At 40.2% G+C, this 17775-nt stretch carries 16 protein-coding genes; 4 read left to right on the top strand and 12 right to left on the bottom strand.

The features are described 5' to 3' along the window. Positions 1-47 precede the first annotated feature (47 nt). Positions 48-632, bottom strand: coding sequence for a HupE/UreJ family protein (locus tag ACOKFD_RS13320; protein WP_422858367.1), 585 nt, complete (start codon positions 630-632; stop codon positions 48-50). A 58-nt stretch (positions 633-690) separates the two neighbouring features. Then, positions 691-1431 carry a TerB family tellurite resistance protein gene (locus tag ACOKFD_RS13315; protein WP_422858366.1) on the bottom strand — a complete coding sequence of 247 codons (741 nt, stop codon included), beginning with the start codon at positions 1429-1431 and terminating at the stop codon, positions 691-693. Positions 1432-1553: 122 nt separating this feature from the next. Between ACOKFD_RS13315 and ACOKFD_RS13310 the strand changes: the two genes are divergently transcribed. The 3 genes from ACOKFD_RS13310 to ACOKFD_RS13300 all read left to right on the top strand — a co-directional run bounded on the left by ACOKFD_RS13310 (position 1554) and on the right by ACOKFD_RS13300 (position 3424). Next, on the top strand, positions 1554-1964 hold the full coding sequence (locus ACOKFD_RS13310; protein WP_298997611.1) for a BrxA/BrxB family bacilliredoxin: 411 nt from the start codon (positions 1554-1556) through the stop codon (positions 1962-1964). A gap of 75 nt (positions 1965-2039) precedes the next feature. Then, positions 2040-2774: a lysophospholipid acyltransferase family protein gene (locus ACOKFD_RS13305; protein WP_422858365.1), complete on the top strand. Its 735-nt coding sequence runs from the start codon at positions 2040-2042 to the stop codon at positions 2772-2774. Continuing rightward, the gene (locus tag ACOKFD_RS13300) at positions 2774-3424 is read left to right on the top strand and encodes an HD domain-containing protein (protein WP_422858364.1); all 651 of its coding nucleotides are present in this window, start codon (positions 2774-2776) and stop codon (positions 3422-3424) included. The genes ACOKFD_RS13305 and ACOKFD_RS13300 overlap by 1 nt, the downstream gene beginning before the upstream one ends. A 10-nt stretch (positions 3425-3434) precedes the next feature. On the opposite strand, the gene ACOKFD_RS13295 is transcribed toward ACOKFD_RS13300, so the two are convergent. Next, a complete protein-coding gene (locus ACOKFD_RS13295; protein WP_422858363.1) occupies positions 3435-4850 on the bottom strand; it encodes a glycosyltransferase in 1416 nt (471 codons plus the stop codon). A gap of 143 nt (positions 4851-4993) precedes the next feature. Here ACOKFD_RS13295 and ACOKFD_RS13290 point away from each other — a divergent pair, with 143 nt between their 5' ends. Beyond that, on the top strand, positions 4994-6418 hold the full coding sequence (locus tag ACOKFD_RS13290; protein WP_422858362.1) for a Gfo/Idh/MocA family protein: 1425 nt from the start codon (positions 4994-4996) through the stop codon (positions 6416-6418). Between the two features lies 1 nt (position 6419). Here the strand turns inward: ACOKFD_RS13290 and ACOKFD_RS13285 are convergent, their stop codons facing one another. The 9 genes from ACOKFD_RS13285 to ACOKFD_RS13245 all read right to left on the bottom strand — a co-directional run bounded on the left by ACOKFD_RS13285 (position 6420) and on the right by ACOKFD_RS13245 (position 17768). Next, positions 6420-7667: an RNA polymerase sigma factor gene (locus ACOKFD_RS13285; RefSeq protein ID WP_422858361.1), complete on the bottom strand. Its 1248-nt coding sequence runs from the start codon at positions 7665-7667 to the stop codon at positions 6420-6422. Between the two features lie 84 nt (positions 7668-7751). After that, positions 7752-8108, bottom strand: coding sequence for a YciI family protein (locus ACOKFD_RS13280; protein ID WP_106144008.1), 357 nt, complete (start codon positions 8106-8108; stop codon positions 7752-7754). A gap of 322 nt (positions 8109-8430) precedes the next feature. Continuing rightward, entirely contained in the window at positions 8431-9504 is a 1074-nt protein-coding gene (locus ACOKFD_RS13275) for a PA0069 family radical SAM protein (protein WP_422858360.1), read from the bottom strand. 41 nt (positions 9505-9545) lie between these two features. After that, entirely contained in the window at positions 9546-10004 is a 459-nt protein-coding gene (locus tag ACOKFD_RS13270) for an META domain-containing protein (protein WP_422858359.1), read from the bottom strand. A gap of 50 nt (positions 10005-10054) precedes the next feature. Next, positions 10055-11608 (bottom strand): hypothetical protein, encoded by a 1554-nt coding sequence (locus ACOKFD_RS13265; RefSeq protein WP_422858358.1) that lies wholly within the window; start codon positions 11606-11608, stop codon positions 10055-10057. A 24-nt stretch (positions 11609-11632) separates the two neighbouring features. After that, on the bottom strand, positions 11633-12415 hold the full coding sequence (locus ACOKFD_RS13260; protein WP_422858357.1) for an enoyl-CoA hydratase/isomerase family protein: 783 nt from the start codon (positions 12413-12415) through the stop codon (positions 11633-11635). Positions 12416-12428: 13 nt separating this feature from the next. Continuing rightward, positions 12429-13847: an ATP-binding protein gene (locus ACOKFD_RS13255; RefSeq protein WP_298997613.1), complete on the bottom strand. Its 1419-nt coding sequence runs from the start codon at positions 13845-13847 to the stop codon at positions 12429-12431. Between the two features lie 171 nt (positions 13848-14018). Next, positions 14019-14567, bottom strand: coding sequence for a CopD family protein (locus tag ACOKFD_RS13250; RefSeq protein WP_422861024.1), 549 nt, complete (start codon positions 14565-14567; stop codon positions 14019-14021). Positions 14568-14651: 84 nt separating this feature from the next. After that, entirely contained in the window at positions 14652-17768 is a 3117-nt protein-coding gene (locus ACOKFD_RS13245; RefSeq protein ID WP_422858356.1) for a glycosyl hydrolase, read from the bottom strand. Between the last annotated feature and the right edge of the window lie 7 nt (positions 17769-17775).

The raw sequence follows: 17775 nt of genomic DNA, 5'->3' as shown, positions 1-17775 counted from the left end.
GCTTTGGAAGACCCTTACAATCTTATTCGATGAAATTTAACAATACCCTACTTGGGGAACGTTGCAATCAACAACGGTATTGTAATGGCCATGATTAAAACGGAAAGAAAAATGATAAAATACTTTCGTTTTATTTTCAAAATGCCCTGCATCACAAACGCCAGACCCAAAACAACCAAGATGATGGCTATTTGTGAAAATTCAATTCCAGTAGCAAACCCTAAAAGAGGTGTAACCTTATCATCCTCTTCGGCCATTAACATTTTAAAGTAATTGGAAAAACCGAATCCGTGTATCAATCCAAAAAATGCCGTGGCCAAACTATGTAGGTACATTCCAATGTTTACGGCATCCCTGTTCACATAGATAAGGTTAAGCAGAGCTGTGAGAAAGATGGTAACGGGAATTAGAAATTCTATTAGTCCTACATCAACCGTAAAGACCTCAAAAACAGAAAGAGCCAAAGAAGTACAATGGGCAATGGTAAAAATGGTAGCCAAGATTACGACTCGCTTCCAATGCTTAAAGGTAAATGGAGTGGCCAAGGCAGCCAAAAACAAAATATGGTCATAAGCTTCATCATCCATAACGTGCTTAAAACCAAGGTCGACGTAAAACCAAAATTCCTGCATAGTTTAAAGATTGGGGGTTAATACATATCAAGAGTTAAAAACTCAAGAATTGCCTAAGTTAAGAAATCCCTCTTTCTCTTTGAATAGTTTCGTAGGCCTTTTGCACTTCTTTGAATTTTTCTTCAGCTCCCCTTTTGATTGCTTCGTCTTCGGTGACCACACGATCGGGGTGGTATTTTTTAGCCATCTTTCTGTAGGCCTTTTTTACCTCATCATCCGAAGCATTCTTGTCAATCTCCAAAATCTTGTACGAGTTGTCAGCCGATTTTATGAACATGGCCATAATACTCTCAAAATCATGAACCCCTAATCTTAAGTATCCCGCTATTTCCCTTAATTTACTGACTTCGGCCTTACTGATTTGACCATCCGCTTGAGCAATTCCGAAAAGAAAGTGAAGTAATTGTAAGCGAACTTCGTATCTGGTTCGCTGGGTTAGATAGGAACAAATGCGCTGAGCAGAAATCTCCCTCCTTTTGATGACTTCGTTGAACGTTCTAAAAATGGCATTGGCCTTTTCCTTTCCGTAGGTACTCAAAAAATACTGGCGTACATAATCCAATTCCTTTTGGCTTACCTGTCCATCTGCCTTGATAATAATTGAACAAAGGGAAAGTAGATTCAGTTCAAAATCAGCGGGGGAGACATTGGGCTGGGTATACTCCCTAAAAATGGTTCTCGCATCACGCGACCCTCTTCCATTCAAATTATCCAAAAAACTTCCAATCAAGAAGCCAAGAATGGCTCCCGGAAACCGAAGCACAAAATATCCCAAAAAGGCTGCGACCCATTTAATCATTCCAAATAGAATAAGAGGCAAAGATAGTTTTTTGACCAGTAAGATTTCTTTACTCCATGTTAAGGGCCATGAAAAAAACCGACAAAACCCCTATCTTTGAAATTCGAATAAAAAATAAGACTATGTATCCCGAAGAATTAGTAAAACCAATGAGAGCGGACCTAGCTACCGCCGGGTTCCAAGAGCTATATACAAGTGAGGCCGTAGAAGAGGCTTTAAAACAAGAAGGCACCACTTTAGTGGTGGTAAATTCGGTTTGCGGTTGCGCTGCCGCCAATGCAAGACCTGGCGCTAAATTAAGCCTCCAGAACTCAAAAACTCCTGACAATTTAGTTACTGTCTTTGCTGGTGTTGATACGGAAGCTGTTGATACAGCAAGAAACCTTATGGTTCCTTTTCCACCTTCTTCACCCAGTATGGCTTTGTTCAAAAATGGTGAATTGGTGCATATGATTGAAAGACATCATATTGAGGGAAGACCCGCAGAACTGATTGCCGACAACTTGATGGAAGCTTATAACGAATTCTGCTAGTTGGTTTAAAAAAATACTGGAAAGAACCACCTCAACGGGTGGTTTTTTTATTTTTACACCTAACCTAATCCAAAAGTGAAAAAGCTACTTTCTTACCCTTTGACGGTTTTCTTTTTTATTCTTTTCGGGCTTACCTTGGTCGTTTTTCATCCAATACAGTGGTTTTGTCTTAGAGTATTTGGTTATGAAATGCACAAAGGAAGTGTTTCTATCCTTAATTGGTTCCTTATGCGATGTACCAATGTCCTTGGTACGCATTACACTTTCAAGAGCCAATATGACATCCCTAAAAATGTTCCCTTAATCATAGTTTCCAATCACCAGAGCATGTATGATATCCCTCCTATAATCTGGCATATGCGAAGGTGTCACCCCAAATTTGTGAGCAAGATTGAACTGGGGAAAGGAATTCCCAGTGTATCCTTTAATTTAAGGCATGGTGGTTCCATACTTATCAACAGGAAGGATGCAAAACAATCCATTGAACAGCTTGAGAAATTGGGAAAATATATTGAAGAACACCGACGTAGCGCAGTTATATTCCCAGAAGGGACGCGAAGTCGGGATGGTTCACCCAAAAAATTCCATACCACCGGACTTAAAGTACTCATGGCCCACGCACCATCAGCTTGGATTGTACCGATAAGTATAAACAATTCATGGAAGCTTCTGAGATATGGAAAGTTTCCCATGGGTTTGGGAAGCCATCTTACATTTGAGGTACATCAACCTTTTCAAAACAATGGGAATTCACAGGAATTGATTGAACAAACAGAAGCCCTAATCAAAAAAGGTATAAACACTCCTTAATGAATCAAGAGCAACTCATAGACAAAACTATTGCGTACGTCAAGGAAACATTGAACGGAGCTGAGGGAGGGCACGATTGGTTTCACATTGAACGCGTTTTCAAAACTGCAAAAAAAATTGCCCTGGAAGAGAAGGTAGACTCTCTAACGGTAGAGTTAGCTGCATTACTTCATGATATAGCGGACCCTAAATTTCATGATGGCAATGAAGAAATCGGTCCGGAAATGGCTTCTGAATTTCTACGGTCTCAAAATGTAGACGAGCGAACAATAGAACATGTTTCCAACATAATCCGATACATGTCATACAAAAACAGTTTGGATGGAAGCTCTTCTTTTTCATCCAATGAATTCCAAGTAGTGCAAGATGCTGATAGGTTGGATGCCATTGGTGCCATTGGTATTGCCAGGACATTCAATTATGGTGGATTCAAAAACCGAGAACTATACAATCCTGAGATTCCACCTAATCAGAATATGACCAAGGAGGAATACAAAAAATCCAACGCTCCTACAATCAATCATTTTTATGAAAAGTTGCTTTTGCTCAAGGATAAAATGAATACCGAAACAGGTAAGAAAATGGCCAAGGAACGGCATCAATTTATGATTGATTTTCTAGACAGGTTCTATAAGGAATGGAATCCCTAAAAAGTAGTTTTTATTTTTTATTAGGTAAGTTACGTGTCAGCCAGCCACTTTTGTTTGCAGTTGCTATAGCATATGGCGTTATCCAGAAAAGCCCAAAGGTGTACAAAACACTATAGGAGTATGCCCAAAAAGATTCAGATAAGTTGTATCGTTTGGCATAAAATAGAACTGGAAACGTAGTTAGAATAAGAATACTCAAAAATGTTGAACTCAAAAAAAGTAGGGGGTGGGTCAAAACGAAAAACAACATAAACAGCAATAATGGATAGCTCATTAATATGCGCAAAGACTGGTTTACAAAAAGTAGGCGACCGCCCCATTTTCCTCTTTTTCTAAAATTTGTGAAAACATATTTAGACATTTCAAGGTTTTCCCGAACATTGCTCCTGCCCCAACGAATAAACATTTTGTACAATCCTGTATATTCTTCTGGAACGTTTGTATATGCGAAAGCATTTCTTTGAAACAACACATGATATCCTTGTTTTAAAATCATGTTGGTCAATGCTCGGTCTTCTCCAATATCTGATGGTACGCCCATAAAGGTTTGATTTATCCAGCTTTCCAAACATCCAAAAACTGCTTCTCTTTTATAAGCGGCCAACGCCCCTGGAGTACAGAGCACCGAGTTCAACGTACTTTCTGCTGAGCGAACAAATTCAAAACTCAACACGAAACTAACATCAAGCATTTTTGGAAGTAGCTCTTTTTTGTTATTAAGCACCCTTATATTTCCAGCTACCGCACCACAAGCCTTGTTTGTTTTAAAAGGACTCACAAGATTCCTCAAGGTATCTGTATTGACTTCAGAGTCACTATCTACCGTAACGAAAATATCTCCCTTTCCCTTTTTGAAACCATGATATAAAGCATGCCGCTTACCCATGTTTTTTTCCTGTTTATGAATTGTCAACTTACTTCCTAAGCGTTCTTTTGCTTTTTGTATCCACTGCCAAGTATCATCAACACTCCCATCATCAATTGCAAAAAGCTGAAGTTTTTGTTCTGGAAAATTACTGTTGGCTAAACTCATCAATGTGTTCCATACTTGCTCCCCTTCGTTGTAGGCTGGAACAATAACAGTACACGTAGGTAGTTCTTCATCTGATACTGATGAAATTGCTTTATATCTGAAATAACGAATTAAGCTAAAGACAAAAAAACCTGCTTTGAAAAGAAACAAAGCGGTACCCACAACCAAAAAAAACATCCCTATCCAAGATTCTCTTCGCTCAATCCGGAATTGGGAAAAATCATTGTGTAAAATGTAAAACATGTATGCAGAACCCAGCATCAACACGAACGTACTTCCCATTATAAAGACTCCCCAAGCATTTGATGTTTCAAAAAAGGTAATAACCTTTGCTCTAAAGCGTGATAATAAGGTAACTTGTTTTTTTATCGGTTCGAGGTCTTTTCTTTTCATGTTATATGAGCTTCCATAGATTAATACGTATAGGAATGAAATTTAGATGAGTTGCTTATGATTTTATTCTAAGCTTAAATCTAAGTTAATATAGTGTCTATAATCTCTTTTTCGTATCTTATTTTCCTTCAAAATACCATACCATGCAAAGACGCAAATTCCTTAAAAATGCTTCAGCTGCTTCAGCTGCGTTTACCATTGTCCCTAGTTTTGTGCTAGGTAAAAATCATACTCCTCCCAGCGACACATTGTACGTTGCCGCATTCGGAGTAGGTGGTAGGGGGCGAGGAGTAATTGAGGGTATGGCAAGCACCCAAAAAGTAAAATTTGTAGCATTGTGTGATGTAGATGACAGAAGGGCAAAGGATACCTACAAACTTTTTCCAGATGCCAAACGATTCAAGGATTTTCGCAACGTATATGACTCCCTTTTAAACGATATTGACGCCATTATGGTGGCTACCCCAGATCATACCCATGCTGTAATCTCGTTACCCTTCATGAGAGCCAAGAAGCACGCCTATGTTGAAAAACCACTGACCCACAACATACGCGAAGCGCGACTGATGACCCAAGTAGCGGCAGAACATGGCATAGTGACTCAAATGGGAAACCAAGGAGCTTCGAGTGATGACAGCCGTATTGCTCGGGAGTGGGTTGAATCTGGAGTTATTGGAAAGGTACATACCATAGATTGTTGGACCAATAGGCCTGTATGGCCACAAGGTGTTCCAGTTCCCTCAAAAAAAGATAGGATTCCCAAAGAATTGGACTGGGATTTATGGTTGGGACCTGCAGCGATGAGGGACTATAACGCTTCTTACTTGCCCTTTAAATGGCGGGGTTGGTGGGATTTTGGAACCGGTGCTTTAGGCGATATGGGTTGTCATATTATGGAAACCCCTTTCAGTGTTTTGGATTTGGGCTATCCTAAAGAAGCAGAGGCTAGTTGTACCACAGTTTGGGTAGGTGATTTTGTTGAGGCCGACTACAGCCCCTCCTGTCCCCCATCATCCAAAATACATTTGAAGTTTAAACACGACTATCATGGTGATATAGCATTGAACTGGTACGATGGCGGACTAAAACCAAATCTACCCGATGAACTTAAAGATGATGAAACCATTGGGGATAGTGGAGGTGGAACGGTTATGTATGGTGAAAAAGGCATACTGGTCTGCGACACGTATTCCAAAAATGCGCGCTTATTACCTTCGGATATGATGAAACTGTTTAAATCACCCGAACCCAAGTACCCAAGAATTCCTGGTGGCATCGATGGCCATATCGCAAACTTTGTTGATGGATGTATGAACGGTACTCCTACTTCCTCAGACTTTTCGAAAGCAGGACCACTCACCGAAACGGTTCTCATGGGCAACCTTGCCGTAAAAGCATACCAATACAAAGTATTGAAGGAAGGAAAAAAGGTTGGGGACTGGGCACCTTATGCCTACCCCGGCAGAAGAAAACTACTTTGGGATGGTACCAACATGAAAATCACCAATTATGATAAAGCCAACGAATGGGTAAGTCGAGAATATAGAGCAGGGTGGGACTTGGGATAACCTAAGATGACTTCAGCTTTTTCTCCAAATGTTGTTTTACCAAATCATTTTCGGATAGCGCAATGGCCTTTTTCAAAAAAGTTTCAAAATTGGGATCGCCTTTCTCTTTAAGAAGCTCTGCCCAAATGGCATAAAAAAGGCCTGAAGTTGAAAAATCGGTCTGTTTCTCCAAATTACTCAACTCTTTTAAGGCGTTTTTTGGACCATGTACCTTTCCGTAGGGCACAATACGATTTAAGGCAACCATTGGAGAGTATTGTTGCTTCAATTGTACATCGTACAAATACAGAATACTTTTCCAATCTGTTTTGCCGAAGGATGAAGTGGTACTGTGATAGTAGGAACGCGCTGCTTCCAAATGATAATGAGACGGGGTTCGGTCTTTTGTGCCTGCCTGTTCCAAATGATGAATCCCTATTCGAATCAATTCTTGGTTATAAAGGCTTCTATCATGATGCTCCAAAGAGACCAAGTTCCCCTCTTTATCCAACCGGGCATCAAAACGGGAGGCATGAAAACACATCAAGGCAATTAAAGCTTCTAAATTTGGGTGGGAACAATATTTGTTTTTACGTAACAACAATGCCAACCTTAGTGCTTCATAGCAAATATCTCTTTTCAACAGTTGTGCTCCAGTGGTAGCAGCATACCCTTCAGAAAACAACAAGTAGATAACACGAAGCACTTGGAACAACCGCGACTGCAAACCCATCTGAACTGGTATCTGAAGGAACTGTACCTTTTCCCGAAACTGTTTTTTTGCTCTAGTAAAGGATTTTGCAATGGCATCTTCTTTCTTCAACAACGCGTCCGCGAGTTCTTTGTTACTAAATCCTCCCATTAACTTAAGACTCAATATGATTTGGTATTCTTGCGAAAGCGTTGGGTGGCAACAGGCAAAAATCATATTTAACTGGCTGTCCTCTATAGCATCTTCTAATACGACTTCATTTTCTTCATTCGTTTTTTCCTTTGGAAAAATTTTATCCCCCACCAAATCCGATTTCTTATCTCGTCGAAGCGCATCGATAAGTCTGTTCTGTGCTACCCGAAACAACCATGCGGTAGGGTTATCAGGAATAGATTGATACCCCCACACCTGCATTGCTTTTAGAAAGGTGTCTTGGGCGGCATCTTCAATTTGCTCCAAAAAGGAAACTCCATATTTATGGGTCAGTAATGATATGAGCTTTCCATATTCATTACGAAAAAGGTGGTCTATGGTATGGTTTAGATTGCTGTTGGTCATTTTTGAACAAATGTTATGCTGAAAAACAAATGGTCTTAGCAACCCTGTTTCCCAGCATAATCTAAAAGGTTAGTATTGGGGAGGTCATACATGATCTTCCATATCCAATATTTGTCTTACCTCTACTGTACTTCCCTCATAATCGAAAATGGGACAGCTTCTGGAAATCTCAGTAGCTTCATCCAAGCTCTTGGCAGAAATAATCAAATATCCTCCTACCAATTCAGCGCCCTCGGCATGTGGCCCATTGGTAACCAGTTCTCCTCCATTATGCACTACTCTTCCATCCCCATCCAATGGGAGACCGTCCAATAGATGGCCTTTTTCTTGGAGGCCTCCCATCCACTTTCCCCAAACTTCCATATGGGCCTGTTTTTCTTCTTGGGACAGTTTCGCATAGGCTTCGTCCCCGCCTCTAAACAAATACAAAAAATTACTCATTGGTCTAAATTTTTTGTCCATCCTTGAATGGACCGGTTTATACTTTGTTTCATCTTATTGACGAAAGTGAATTGAAGAATTGGACAGTCCATTAAATTTATTTAAAAAATATTTAGTTTTCATTTCGAACCAAACGTAGGCCGTGTGAGAAATCTTTGGCAGAGACTTCTCGACTGCGCTCGAAGTGACAGCTATCATATATGTTAACATTCGTTTACCATTAATCACTATTTAAACCGAGCTCATGGCGATTGTCATTTCGAACGAATGTGGGAAATCTCAATATAGATTTCTCAGTCGCAAGCTCTTTCGAAATGACATATCAAAATAATTTCATCTGTCCATCTTTATATGCTGCATGCAAATCTTTTCTTAGAGTAGGGAACTGTCTTCCCTGAAAATACTTTTGTCTGGCCAGTTTGGCCATATCATGAATCTGTTTGGCCACATGGCCTTCACCTCGGTTACGTAATCCAAATCTACTATCGTTGATGCTTCCTCCATGGCATTGTTGGATTAAGTGTAGTACTTTTTCCGCCCTATCGGGCATGGCTTTCTTTATCCAATCTGTGAAAATTTCGCCTATGGCCCCATTCAACCTGACCACTGTAAAGGCAAAAGAGACCGCTCCGTTATCTGCGGTAGCCTTGGCCAATTTCAATAACTCGTGGCTGTTGATTCCGGGAATCATGGGTGCCAACATTGCGTTTACAGGAATTTTGTTTTCTGATAGTATCTTAATGGTATCCAACCTTTTTTTGATAGATGCGGTTCTTGGCTCTAGTTTTCTTCTTGTCTTTTCACAAAGTGAGGTTACCGAGATGTTCACCCCAACCAATTGAAGGGCGTTCAACTCTTTTAGAATATCCAAATCCCTAAGAATCAACGCATTTTTTGTGATTATGCCTACTGGATGGCGATATTTTAAGAAGACCTTTAGGCATGCTCTAGTGATTTCAAACTTTTTCTCGGCAGGTTGATAACAATCCGTGTTGCCAGACAGTACTATGGTTTGAGCCTGCCAACGTTTGCTTCTAAGCTTAGCTTCCAACAGTTCAGGAGCCGCTTTCTTCATCAAAATCTTTCGTTCAAAATCCAATCCAGCACTATACCCCCAATATTCATGGGCATTTCGTGCATAGCAGTAAATACAACCATGTTCGCAACCTTGGTAGGGATTCATTGAATAGGACATGCCCACATCTGGGCTATCCACTTTATTGACAATAGTTTTGGGAAATATGGGAATGTACTCTGTCTTCTTATTCTCGGGTTCTTCTCCTTCCAAGCGACAGAATTCCAAAAAGTCCTCCCGCATTTCATATATATGCTGTAGAAACCTGTTGGGTGTATTTTTTTGGGCACCACGGCCTTTTTGTAGGTTGTCTTGTTTCAATTTACTGGATTTATTCCAAAAATATGGAATAAATCCAATTATTATAGACGTTCAAAAGTTAAAAACTTGAATTCATCATAAACCAAATTCAATGTGTTTTCATCTATAAAAGATATAGTGAATACCGAAGCCTGTCTATTTTGATTACTACTCTCGGACATCGCCTGATAGAAGGCCTGTCCAAAAAAGGTGTCCAAGGCATCTGTTGATACCAGTTCCTTGATAAGCAAGGTATTATCATTGGCAGTGCTTCTTCCCCCAAAGGAATTAATGGAAGTGGTACCTGAAAACTCTCCGTTTTGTGAGAAATTCACCGAGATTACTTCGTCATCCCCAGGTTTAATTACAGGACCAATTGGGCTGTCTGAAATGCTTATGGCAACAATACTCCATTGCCCCGTCAACCCGTTTTCAATAGAATCTGAATCGTCATTGTTGCATGCCAACAATAGAGTAAACCCTAAAAGGACATAGGCTGCGTAAAAAAATTTGTTTATCATAAAAGGTCGTTTTGTAGAAGATGTACGACCTTTCAAAATGTTGCGTTGAGTTATAAAAACGAAACTTTTACCAACTGCTTTTTGGTTCCTCGCTTGGCGTAGAAAAGCATATTACTGCTGTCCAAATTCTTTAAGGGTTTAGAAACCATAAGCGGTAAACGGGCTTCTTTATCATCTATAATTTTTTCATAGTCCATTTTTCCGGCTTCATCCAACGAAATGAGAAAAACATTTCGGTTTCTGCTCAAGCCTTGTTTAAAAATCAAGCGTTCGTTGTTAATCAACTGTGGATTCTCTGCTGCGGTACATATAAAGAAATAGGTTTTTCCGTCTTTAATATATGAGCTGTACGAAGCATAGGCTCCATCACCTTGAGTAACTTCGGCCTTATTGATGTTTCGTATCCAAATAGAGTTGCCATTGCTATCCAATTTGGCACTTACTATATCGTTATGGTGAAAACGCTCTATTTTTACCCGTTGTCCGGCCCCTGTTGATTGAAGGCTGTTGGTCACGAAATACTCTTCAGCATTGAAAAATATTTCATCATTTGGACTTACTTCTACACTCTTAAAAATCAAGTTCTTTATCACCTTATCATCATCTCGACCAAACTTGTCTTCCATGAATTTCTGAGAAAACGGGTTATATTTTTTTGAATTGATTTCCAACGAGATGGGATTTACATCAAAAAAGGCGACACCGTTGTATCGATTGTCCTTTCTATCTGCATAAAAGCCTGTACAGACTAGTCTGTCTTTGTAAATTATAGGATAAAGTGCTTCTGAATATTTCCCGGGGTCGTCAAAAGATTGTGTTTGACTTCCGTTCTTGGAAACCTTGATGAGCTCATACTGAAATCTCCTTTCCTCTACCCGAAAACGCTTCTTTTTAAAATAAGCTTTACCTACGATATAGGCGGTTTCCCCATCCTTGGATATGGCCACATTCTCAAAGGCATAATTTTTCTCTTCCACACTATAGGAAAAGTCATGTTCAAACCTCTTGTTTAAATTGGTATCGTACAAATGAATAATATGCTTGTTTGATTTTCCTTTTTTGTGATGCGTGCTAATCACAAATCCCGTCTTTTCCTTATTGAAAAGAATAGCAGTGGTAAAACCCTTTGAAAAGTTTCGGTTGTAGTAATTCTTTCCTACAGGATTGTTTACCTGCTCTGATGATAAAGACAGTAATCTTTTCCTAGTGAAATCAAATCCTTTTATTGGGCTTTGATGCACCCAATATTCATATTGTCCACGTTCATAATTATAGTCCAAAAAGAGCAAATTCAGCTTTCCATCTTTTAGGAAACCGTCCACAAAATTCTTTCCTTTCAACTTATAGTTGAACTCTTCCACCAAATCCAAATTGCCATTGTAGTGCTCAATAAAATAGCCTTTGGGTTTTAAAATTATTCCTTGAAAATAGGCCCGTACCAAAATGTATCCTCCATCTCCATCATTATCAATGGTTAAGAGATTGGAATATCGGTATCTATCACCAAATTTCTCACCAAAATCGTAAGCAACAGGCATTTTTTGGGCTGAGACCCACGCCCCAAAAACAAAAAGGCAAAAGAAAAGTACTGTATTTCTCATCATAGTCCGGTTTGGTTGAACCAACGGCTATGACCCAGGGAAATCGGCTTTGCGTTTTTCTAAAAAGGCAGAAGTGCCCTCTTTAAAATCATCGGTCCCAAAACAGGTTCCGAACGCATCGATTTCTACGGCATAACCGTCCGTATCATAGCTATAACCCGCATTTACCGCATTTATTGCGTGTTTTATGGCCACAGATGAATTATTCGATATCTTGCTTCCAATCTTAACACATAACGGCAAAAGTTCTTCTTGGGGAACCACATAATTTACCAATCCGCATTCCAGTGCTTTGGAAGCATCCATCATACCCGCGGTCATAATAAGTTCCATGGCCCTTCCTTTGCCGATAAGTTGCGGTAGTCTTTGTGTTCCTCCATAACCAGGTATGACCCCTAAAGAAACTTCTGGTAATCCCATTCTTGCATTTGTGCTTGCCACCCTAAAATGACAGGACATGGCCAGCTCAAGCCCTCCGCCTAAAGCAAACCCGTTTACAGCAGCTATCACAGGAGTAGATAAATTTTCAACAAAGTTGAACAACAACTCTTGGCCTTTAGCTGCCAGTTCTCCACCTTGTTTCACCGAGAAATCGGCAAACTCGGAAATATCCGCTCCGGCCACAAAGGCTTTTTCCCCACTTCCGGTGATGATAATCACCTTGATTTCTTTATCCTCATCCAACTCCTTAAAAGCCTCGTGCAGCTCAGTAATGGTCTGTTTGTTGAGGGCGTTCAGCTTTTTTGGGCGGTTTATGGTAATTGTCGCAATGTGATTCTCTTCCTCGATGTAAATGTTCTCGTAATTCATTTGGGTTGTTGTTTCAAGTGTTTTTAGATGCTTTTGGAAATTTAACAGAAAACACCGTACCCTTCCCTACCTGTGAGGTAAAGCTGATGGTTCCATTATAGTTTTCCACAATATTTTTGACCATGCCCAGACCTAGGCCCATGCCACTGGTCTTTGTGGTAAATTTCGGCTCAAAAATTTTCTCCTTGACCTCATCGGCTATACCGATTCCATTGTCTGCAACGGAAATCTTTACCCTTTCCCCTTCCGAAGCTACCGTTACCAAAATTCTAGGGGATGCCACATCGTTCATGGCCTGTGTGGCATTCATTACCAAATTGGTAACTACGCGAATCAATTGCGTCCGGTCTAATTTGGCAACTATTTCTTCTTCATCAGAAATGAAATGAATATAGTCTTCATTGAAAATATCCAGAGCCAACTTTACGATATTGACCACATTCAAGGTTTCATTCTGTTGTGCTGGCATCTTCGCAAAATTGGAAAATGCCGAAGCTATATTGCTCATGGTGTCTATCTGTTGAATCATGGAATTCGAAAACTCCTTCAATTTGACAGGAGCATCTTTATCCTCAGGATTAAATTTGCGCACAAAGCTTTGTACCGACAATCGCATGGGCGTCAACGGGTTCTTAATTTCATGAGCCACCTGTTTGGCCATTTCCCGCCAAGCCTGTTCCCGTTCGCTACGCGCTAATTTTGTAGCACTTTCCTCCAGCTCGTCTATCTTGCTATTATAAGAGTCTACCAACTTCTTTATTTCTTCACTGGAATCTTCAATGTAAATCTTTTCATTGCGCCGAGTCAAATCTGTTTGGTTCATCTTATCCGCAAGGGTCTGTAGTGACCTAGTGATATATTTTGAGATAAAATAAGCCAGGATAATTGCTGACAGGAGCATGATTACATAAACCCCGGCCAAACGAAAAAGAAACTCCCTTAGCTCCATATTGCTAAACGAGTTATCTTCAAAATAGGGCAGGTTCATGATGCCAATGGGCTTAAACTTATTGTCGGTTATATATGAATAGGAAGCCTTGAATTTTCCTCCAACCGCAATTTTCTCTTCTACATGACGCCTATCACTGCTAACCAGCAAGTTGTTGAGTATTTCTGCATCCAAACAATTGGAAATGGAATCTGCTTCAAAACTGGGCCTTGAACTCTTTATCAAAGTCCCTTCCAAATCATATATATTGAAATTTACATTTTGGACATCCGCAATCTTGTAAATCTCATCCATAAAAATGTATTCCAGATTTTCCTCCGTTGGTGGATAGGTAGTTTCACGAAGTGTATAGGAAATACTTTGAAGAATTTGTTCTTCCTTGCGCTGCAAACGTTGTTCGTGATAATCCCTGCTCTGTTCCCTATACTGATACACCGTAACGCCTGCAATCAAAACAGAGGCTATAAGCACCAATAAAATCATGGTGACAAAGATGCGCGAGCGTAGGGATAGTTTTTTGAACAACTCGTTTGGATTTGAGATAAAATTACGCAATAATCACACCAAAAGGTTCAATCTCGAAAAATGCAAATCTCAAATTTCAAAATAGGATTAATTAAATTTGGAATTTAGTGCTTGACTTTCATTATTCAATTAGGCGTTTGGATTTTTGTCTCGTATCTGTTTGTACAATCGAATTCCCAACATGAGAAGAATAGCCAATACAAAAATTCCAACCACGCCATAAATCCAATTGAAGACACTTTTCAAAATGACCAAAAAGACCACTGCAAAAAGAATCAAGGTGGCCCCTTCATTCCAAATGCGCATAAAACGTGAGGTGTATTTTACCTCATCTCGTTGCAATTGTTTGAAGATTTGATGGCATTTTCCGTGGTATACGAACAGAAGAAGGACAAATAACAGCTTCACGTGCATCCATCCTTGCTGAAGCCAGCCTGGCATTAAAAACAACAGCCAGATGGCAAAAATAGTACATAAGACAGCAGATGGCCATGTAATGATGTACCAGAGGCGCTTGGTCATCAACTTTAGTTGATTGGTAAGGATTTCCTTTTCCGGAGATGGTTTTGCCCATGCTTCAATATGATAGATGAACAATCGCGGTATATAAAAAAGTCCCGCAAACCAAGTGACCACAAAAATAAGATGTAGCGCTTTTATGTAATTGTAATATTCCACTTTATTCACAAAAGGAGTTAAAAGCAAAGGTAAAAAGTTGAGAAGCAAGACCTTTTACCTTTGTCGAAAAAACGTATTATGTTTTCAAAGCTGAATAGCTCCGACACCCGCTTCCCATAACCTCTTGTTGAGAGCAGGAATCTTTACATTTTCAAATGCTTTTCCTCTTTGTTTGAGGCCTTTCCATTGCTCTTCCAACTCATTTCTTCTGTCAATCGAGGATTGGTTCACTCTTGGAATTGAGCTATCTGTAGCGTTAATCAAAAACATGTATTCTGCAGTAAACTTGTTTGGAAAATTCTCCACATCATCATACGCTTTTGACTTGCGCTGTACCATTTCCTTGTCCCAAGCATCCAGTTCTTCCAGTAAAGCCTTGCCTTCCTTCTTAATCGATTCATCCTTTATTTTTTTCAGGACCTCTTTTAATTGATTTTTAGCTTTAAACAGCATATTCACCATAGTATGCATCTCGGTTAAATTGGCTTCAGTCTCCGTCATGAAAACATCGTACGCCTCATATTGTTCAGGTTTGATATTGTATTTTGGCAGCTCCTTGATTATCCCTTTTGTTTCCAGAACAGTGTCATCCATTTTGAGCTTAATGGTATACGTACCTGGAATAGCACGATGCCCCCTATAATTGGCTTCAATATAGGTATCCTTTACCCCAGGCATTATGGCATGGCCCATATTCCATACAAAACGATTGAGTCCTAGTTTTTTATCAAGTTTTGGTGCTGGTGGCGGTCCGCCATCGTATCGTTTATACTTTGAATCCTTTTTGGATGAAAATGAATTGATCAGTTTGCCTTTAGAATCAAAAATTTCCATACTGATTTCGGTAGAGTCCAATTTGGGCAACTCATAATACACTACCAATCCATTGGCTGGATTTACTCCAGTAAAAGGTTGACTCCCTTTAAATTTAGCCGAATTACCGCTCAAAGCACTCCCCCATGATCCATTGTAGGCTGGCTCAGGCTGATATAACTTTGCAGCTTTTTGAGATTTGTTGTATTCTTTCAGTAATCCCAAATCATCCAAAATCCAAAAAGAGCGTCCAGAGGTGGCCACAACCAAATCGCCTTGGTGGACCATTAAATCCAGGATAGGTGTTTTGGGCAGATTCAATTGAAACGATTCCCAATTTTGGCCGCCATTCCAAGAAATGTAAATACCCTTTTCCGTTCCTGCATATAATAGATTCTTTCTGTCCTTGTCTTCACGAACCACTCTTGTAAATGAACTCTTTGGAATTCCAGAACTGATATTGGTCCAACTCTTTCCATAGTTCGTAGACTTATAAATAGCCGGTGTATAATCGTTGAATTTATAGCGTGTAGTTGCGATGTAAACGGTAGCGGGATCATGGGGGGATACCTCTATGGCATTTACCAAACATTCTTGGAGCCCTTTTGGAGTGACATTCTCCCAAGTTTCCCCTCCATTTTTGGTAATATGAACCAATCCATCATCACTTCCCGTATAGAAAACTCCCTTTTCATGGGGTGATTCTATCATATAAGCGATGGTTCCATAATTTTCAGCACCCACGGCCTCATTGGTGTAGGGTCTTCCTCCATTTCCTTGCTTGTCATCCTGGTTTCGGGTTAAATCTGGAGAGATTTCTTCCCATGTCATTCCATTGTCTTTGGTTCGAAGGACCAACTGGGCACAATGATAAAACGTTCCAGGTTCATGTTGGGACCAAATTATAGGGGCATTCCAATTATAAAGGTATTTCATATCCCTAGCGGTACGTCCCAAATACTGAATCGGTGATGCCATAACCTTGGTAGAGGCCTTGGTATGGGTATCCAACAAATTGATGGTCCCTAAATAACTACCACCCATAACATATCTCGGGTTATCGGGGTCAAATGCCAAGAAAGCACTTTCACCTCCTGCTGAATAGCTCCAATCCTCTCTGCTGATACTACGCCTTCCTACAGAAAGGCTAGCAATCTTTACCGATGTATTATCCTGTTGGCCGGCATATATGTTATATGGAAAAAGATTATCAACATTAATGCGATAAAACTGAGCCGTTGGCATTATGTTTTGGGTAGACCAACTTTTTGCAAAATTGAAGCTGATTGCAGCACCACCATCATTGGCAATGACCATATTTTTTGAGTTATCAGGATTGATCCATAGGTCATGGTAATCACCATGAGTTCCCGAAAGTCTACTCCATGTTTTTCCACCATCAATGGAACGAAGGGCCGGAGCGCTTAATACGTAGACCACATTTTCATTGTTGGGGTCAGTAAATACTTCGGTGTAATACCAAGCTCTTTGCGTCAAACGATTGTCACCACTTATCATACTCCAACTTTCACCGGCATTGTTGGAAACAAAAAGTCCCCCTTTGTCCGCATTCGAATCACTTTCAATAAGTGCGTACACTTTATTGGAATTAGCTGGACTCACGGAAATGGCCATCTTTCCTTTTTCTTTGGGAAGTCCTTTTTCAATCTTCTTCCAAGTTTCCCCTCCGTCAACGGATTTGTAAACACCACTCCCTTCGCCTCCACTGATCACAACTTCTGGCTTGCGTTGATGTTCCCACATTGTGGCATAAAGTATGTCCGGGAAATTGGCATCCATGGAAAGCTCGGAACAGCCGGTGAGATTGTTTACAAAAAGTACGTTCTTCCAAGTCTTCCCACCATCGACAGTTTTAAAAATTCCACGTTCTTTGTTTGGCCCATATAGTGCTCCTTGAGCAGCTACGAATACAATGTCGGGATTGGTTGGGTGAATCACAATCCTAGCAATATGCTGCGTTTCTTTTAGACCTATGTGCTTCCAAGTTTTTCCAGCATCAATGGATTTATAAACCCCATCTCCATAAGAAGTCATGACTCCTCTAGGAGCATGTTCTCCCATTCCAACGTACACTACGTTTGTGCTGGATTGAGAAACTGCAACCGCTCCCACGGAACCCATTTCAAAGAAGCTATCGGAAATATTGTTCCAATGCTGACCTGCATCATCAGTTTTCCAAAGACCTCCTCCCGTTGTTCCCATATAATAGGTCATAGGGTCACCCAGAACTCCAGTGGCACAAACGGAACGTCCCCCTCTAAAGGGCCCAATGTTTCTATATTTAACGGGTTTAAAATATTCTTCGGCAGTTTGCGCAAAAGAAGTAGCCCCAAGAATTAGGGCTACTACGCATATTATATTTTTCATAATATCG

Origin of the sequence: Flagellimonas ulvae, assembly GCF_049333175.1 — a bacterium.
Taxonomy (GTDB): Bacteria; Bacteroidota; Bacteroidia; order Flavobacteriales; family Flavobacteriaceae; genus Flagellimonas.
The sequence above is the reverse complement of the archived record's forward strand: the minus strand, read 5'-3'. Positions and strand labels throughout refer to the sequence as shown.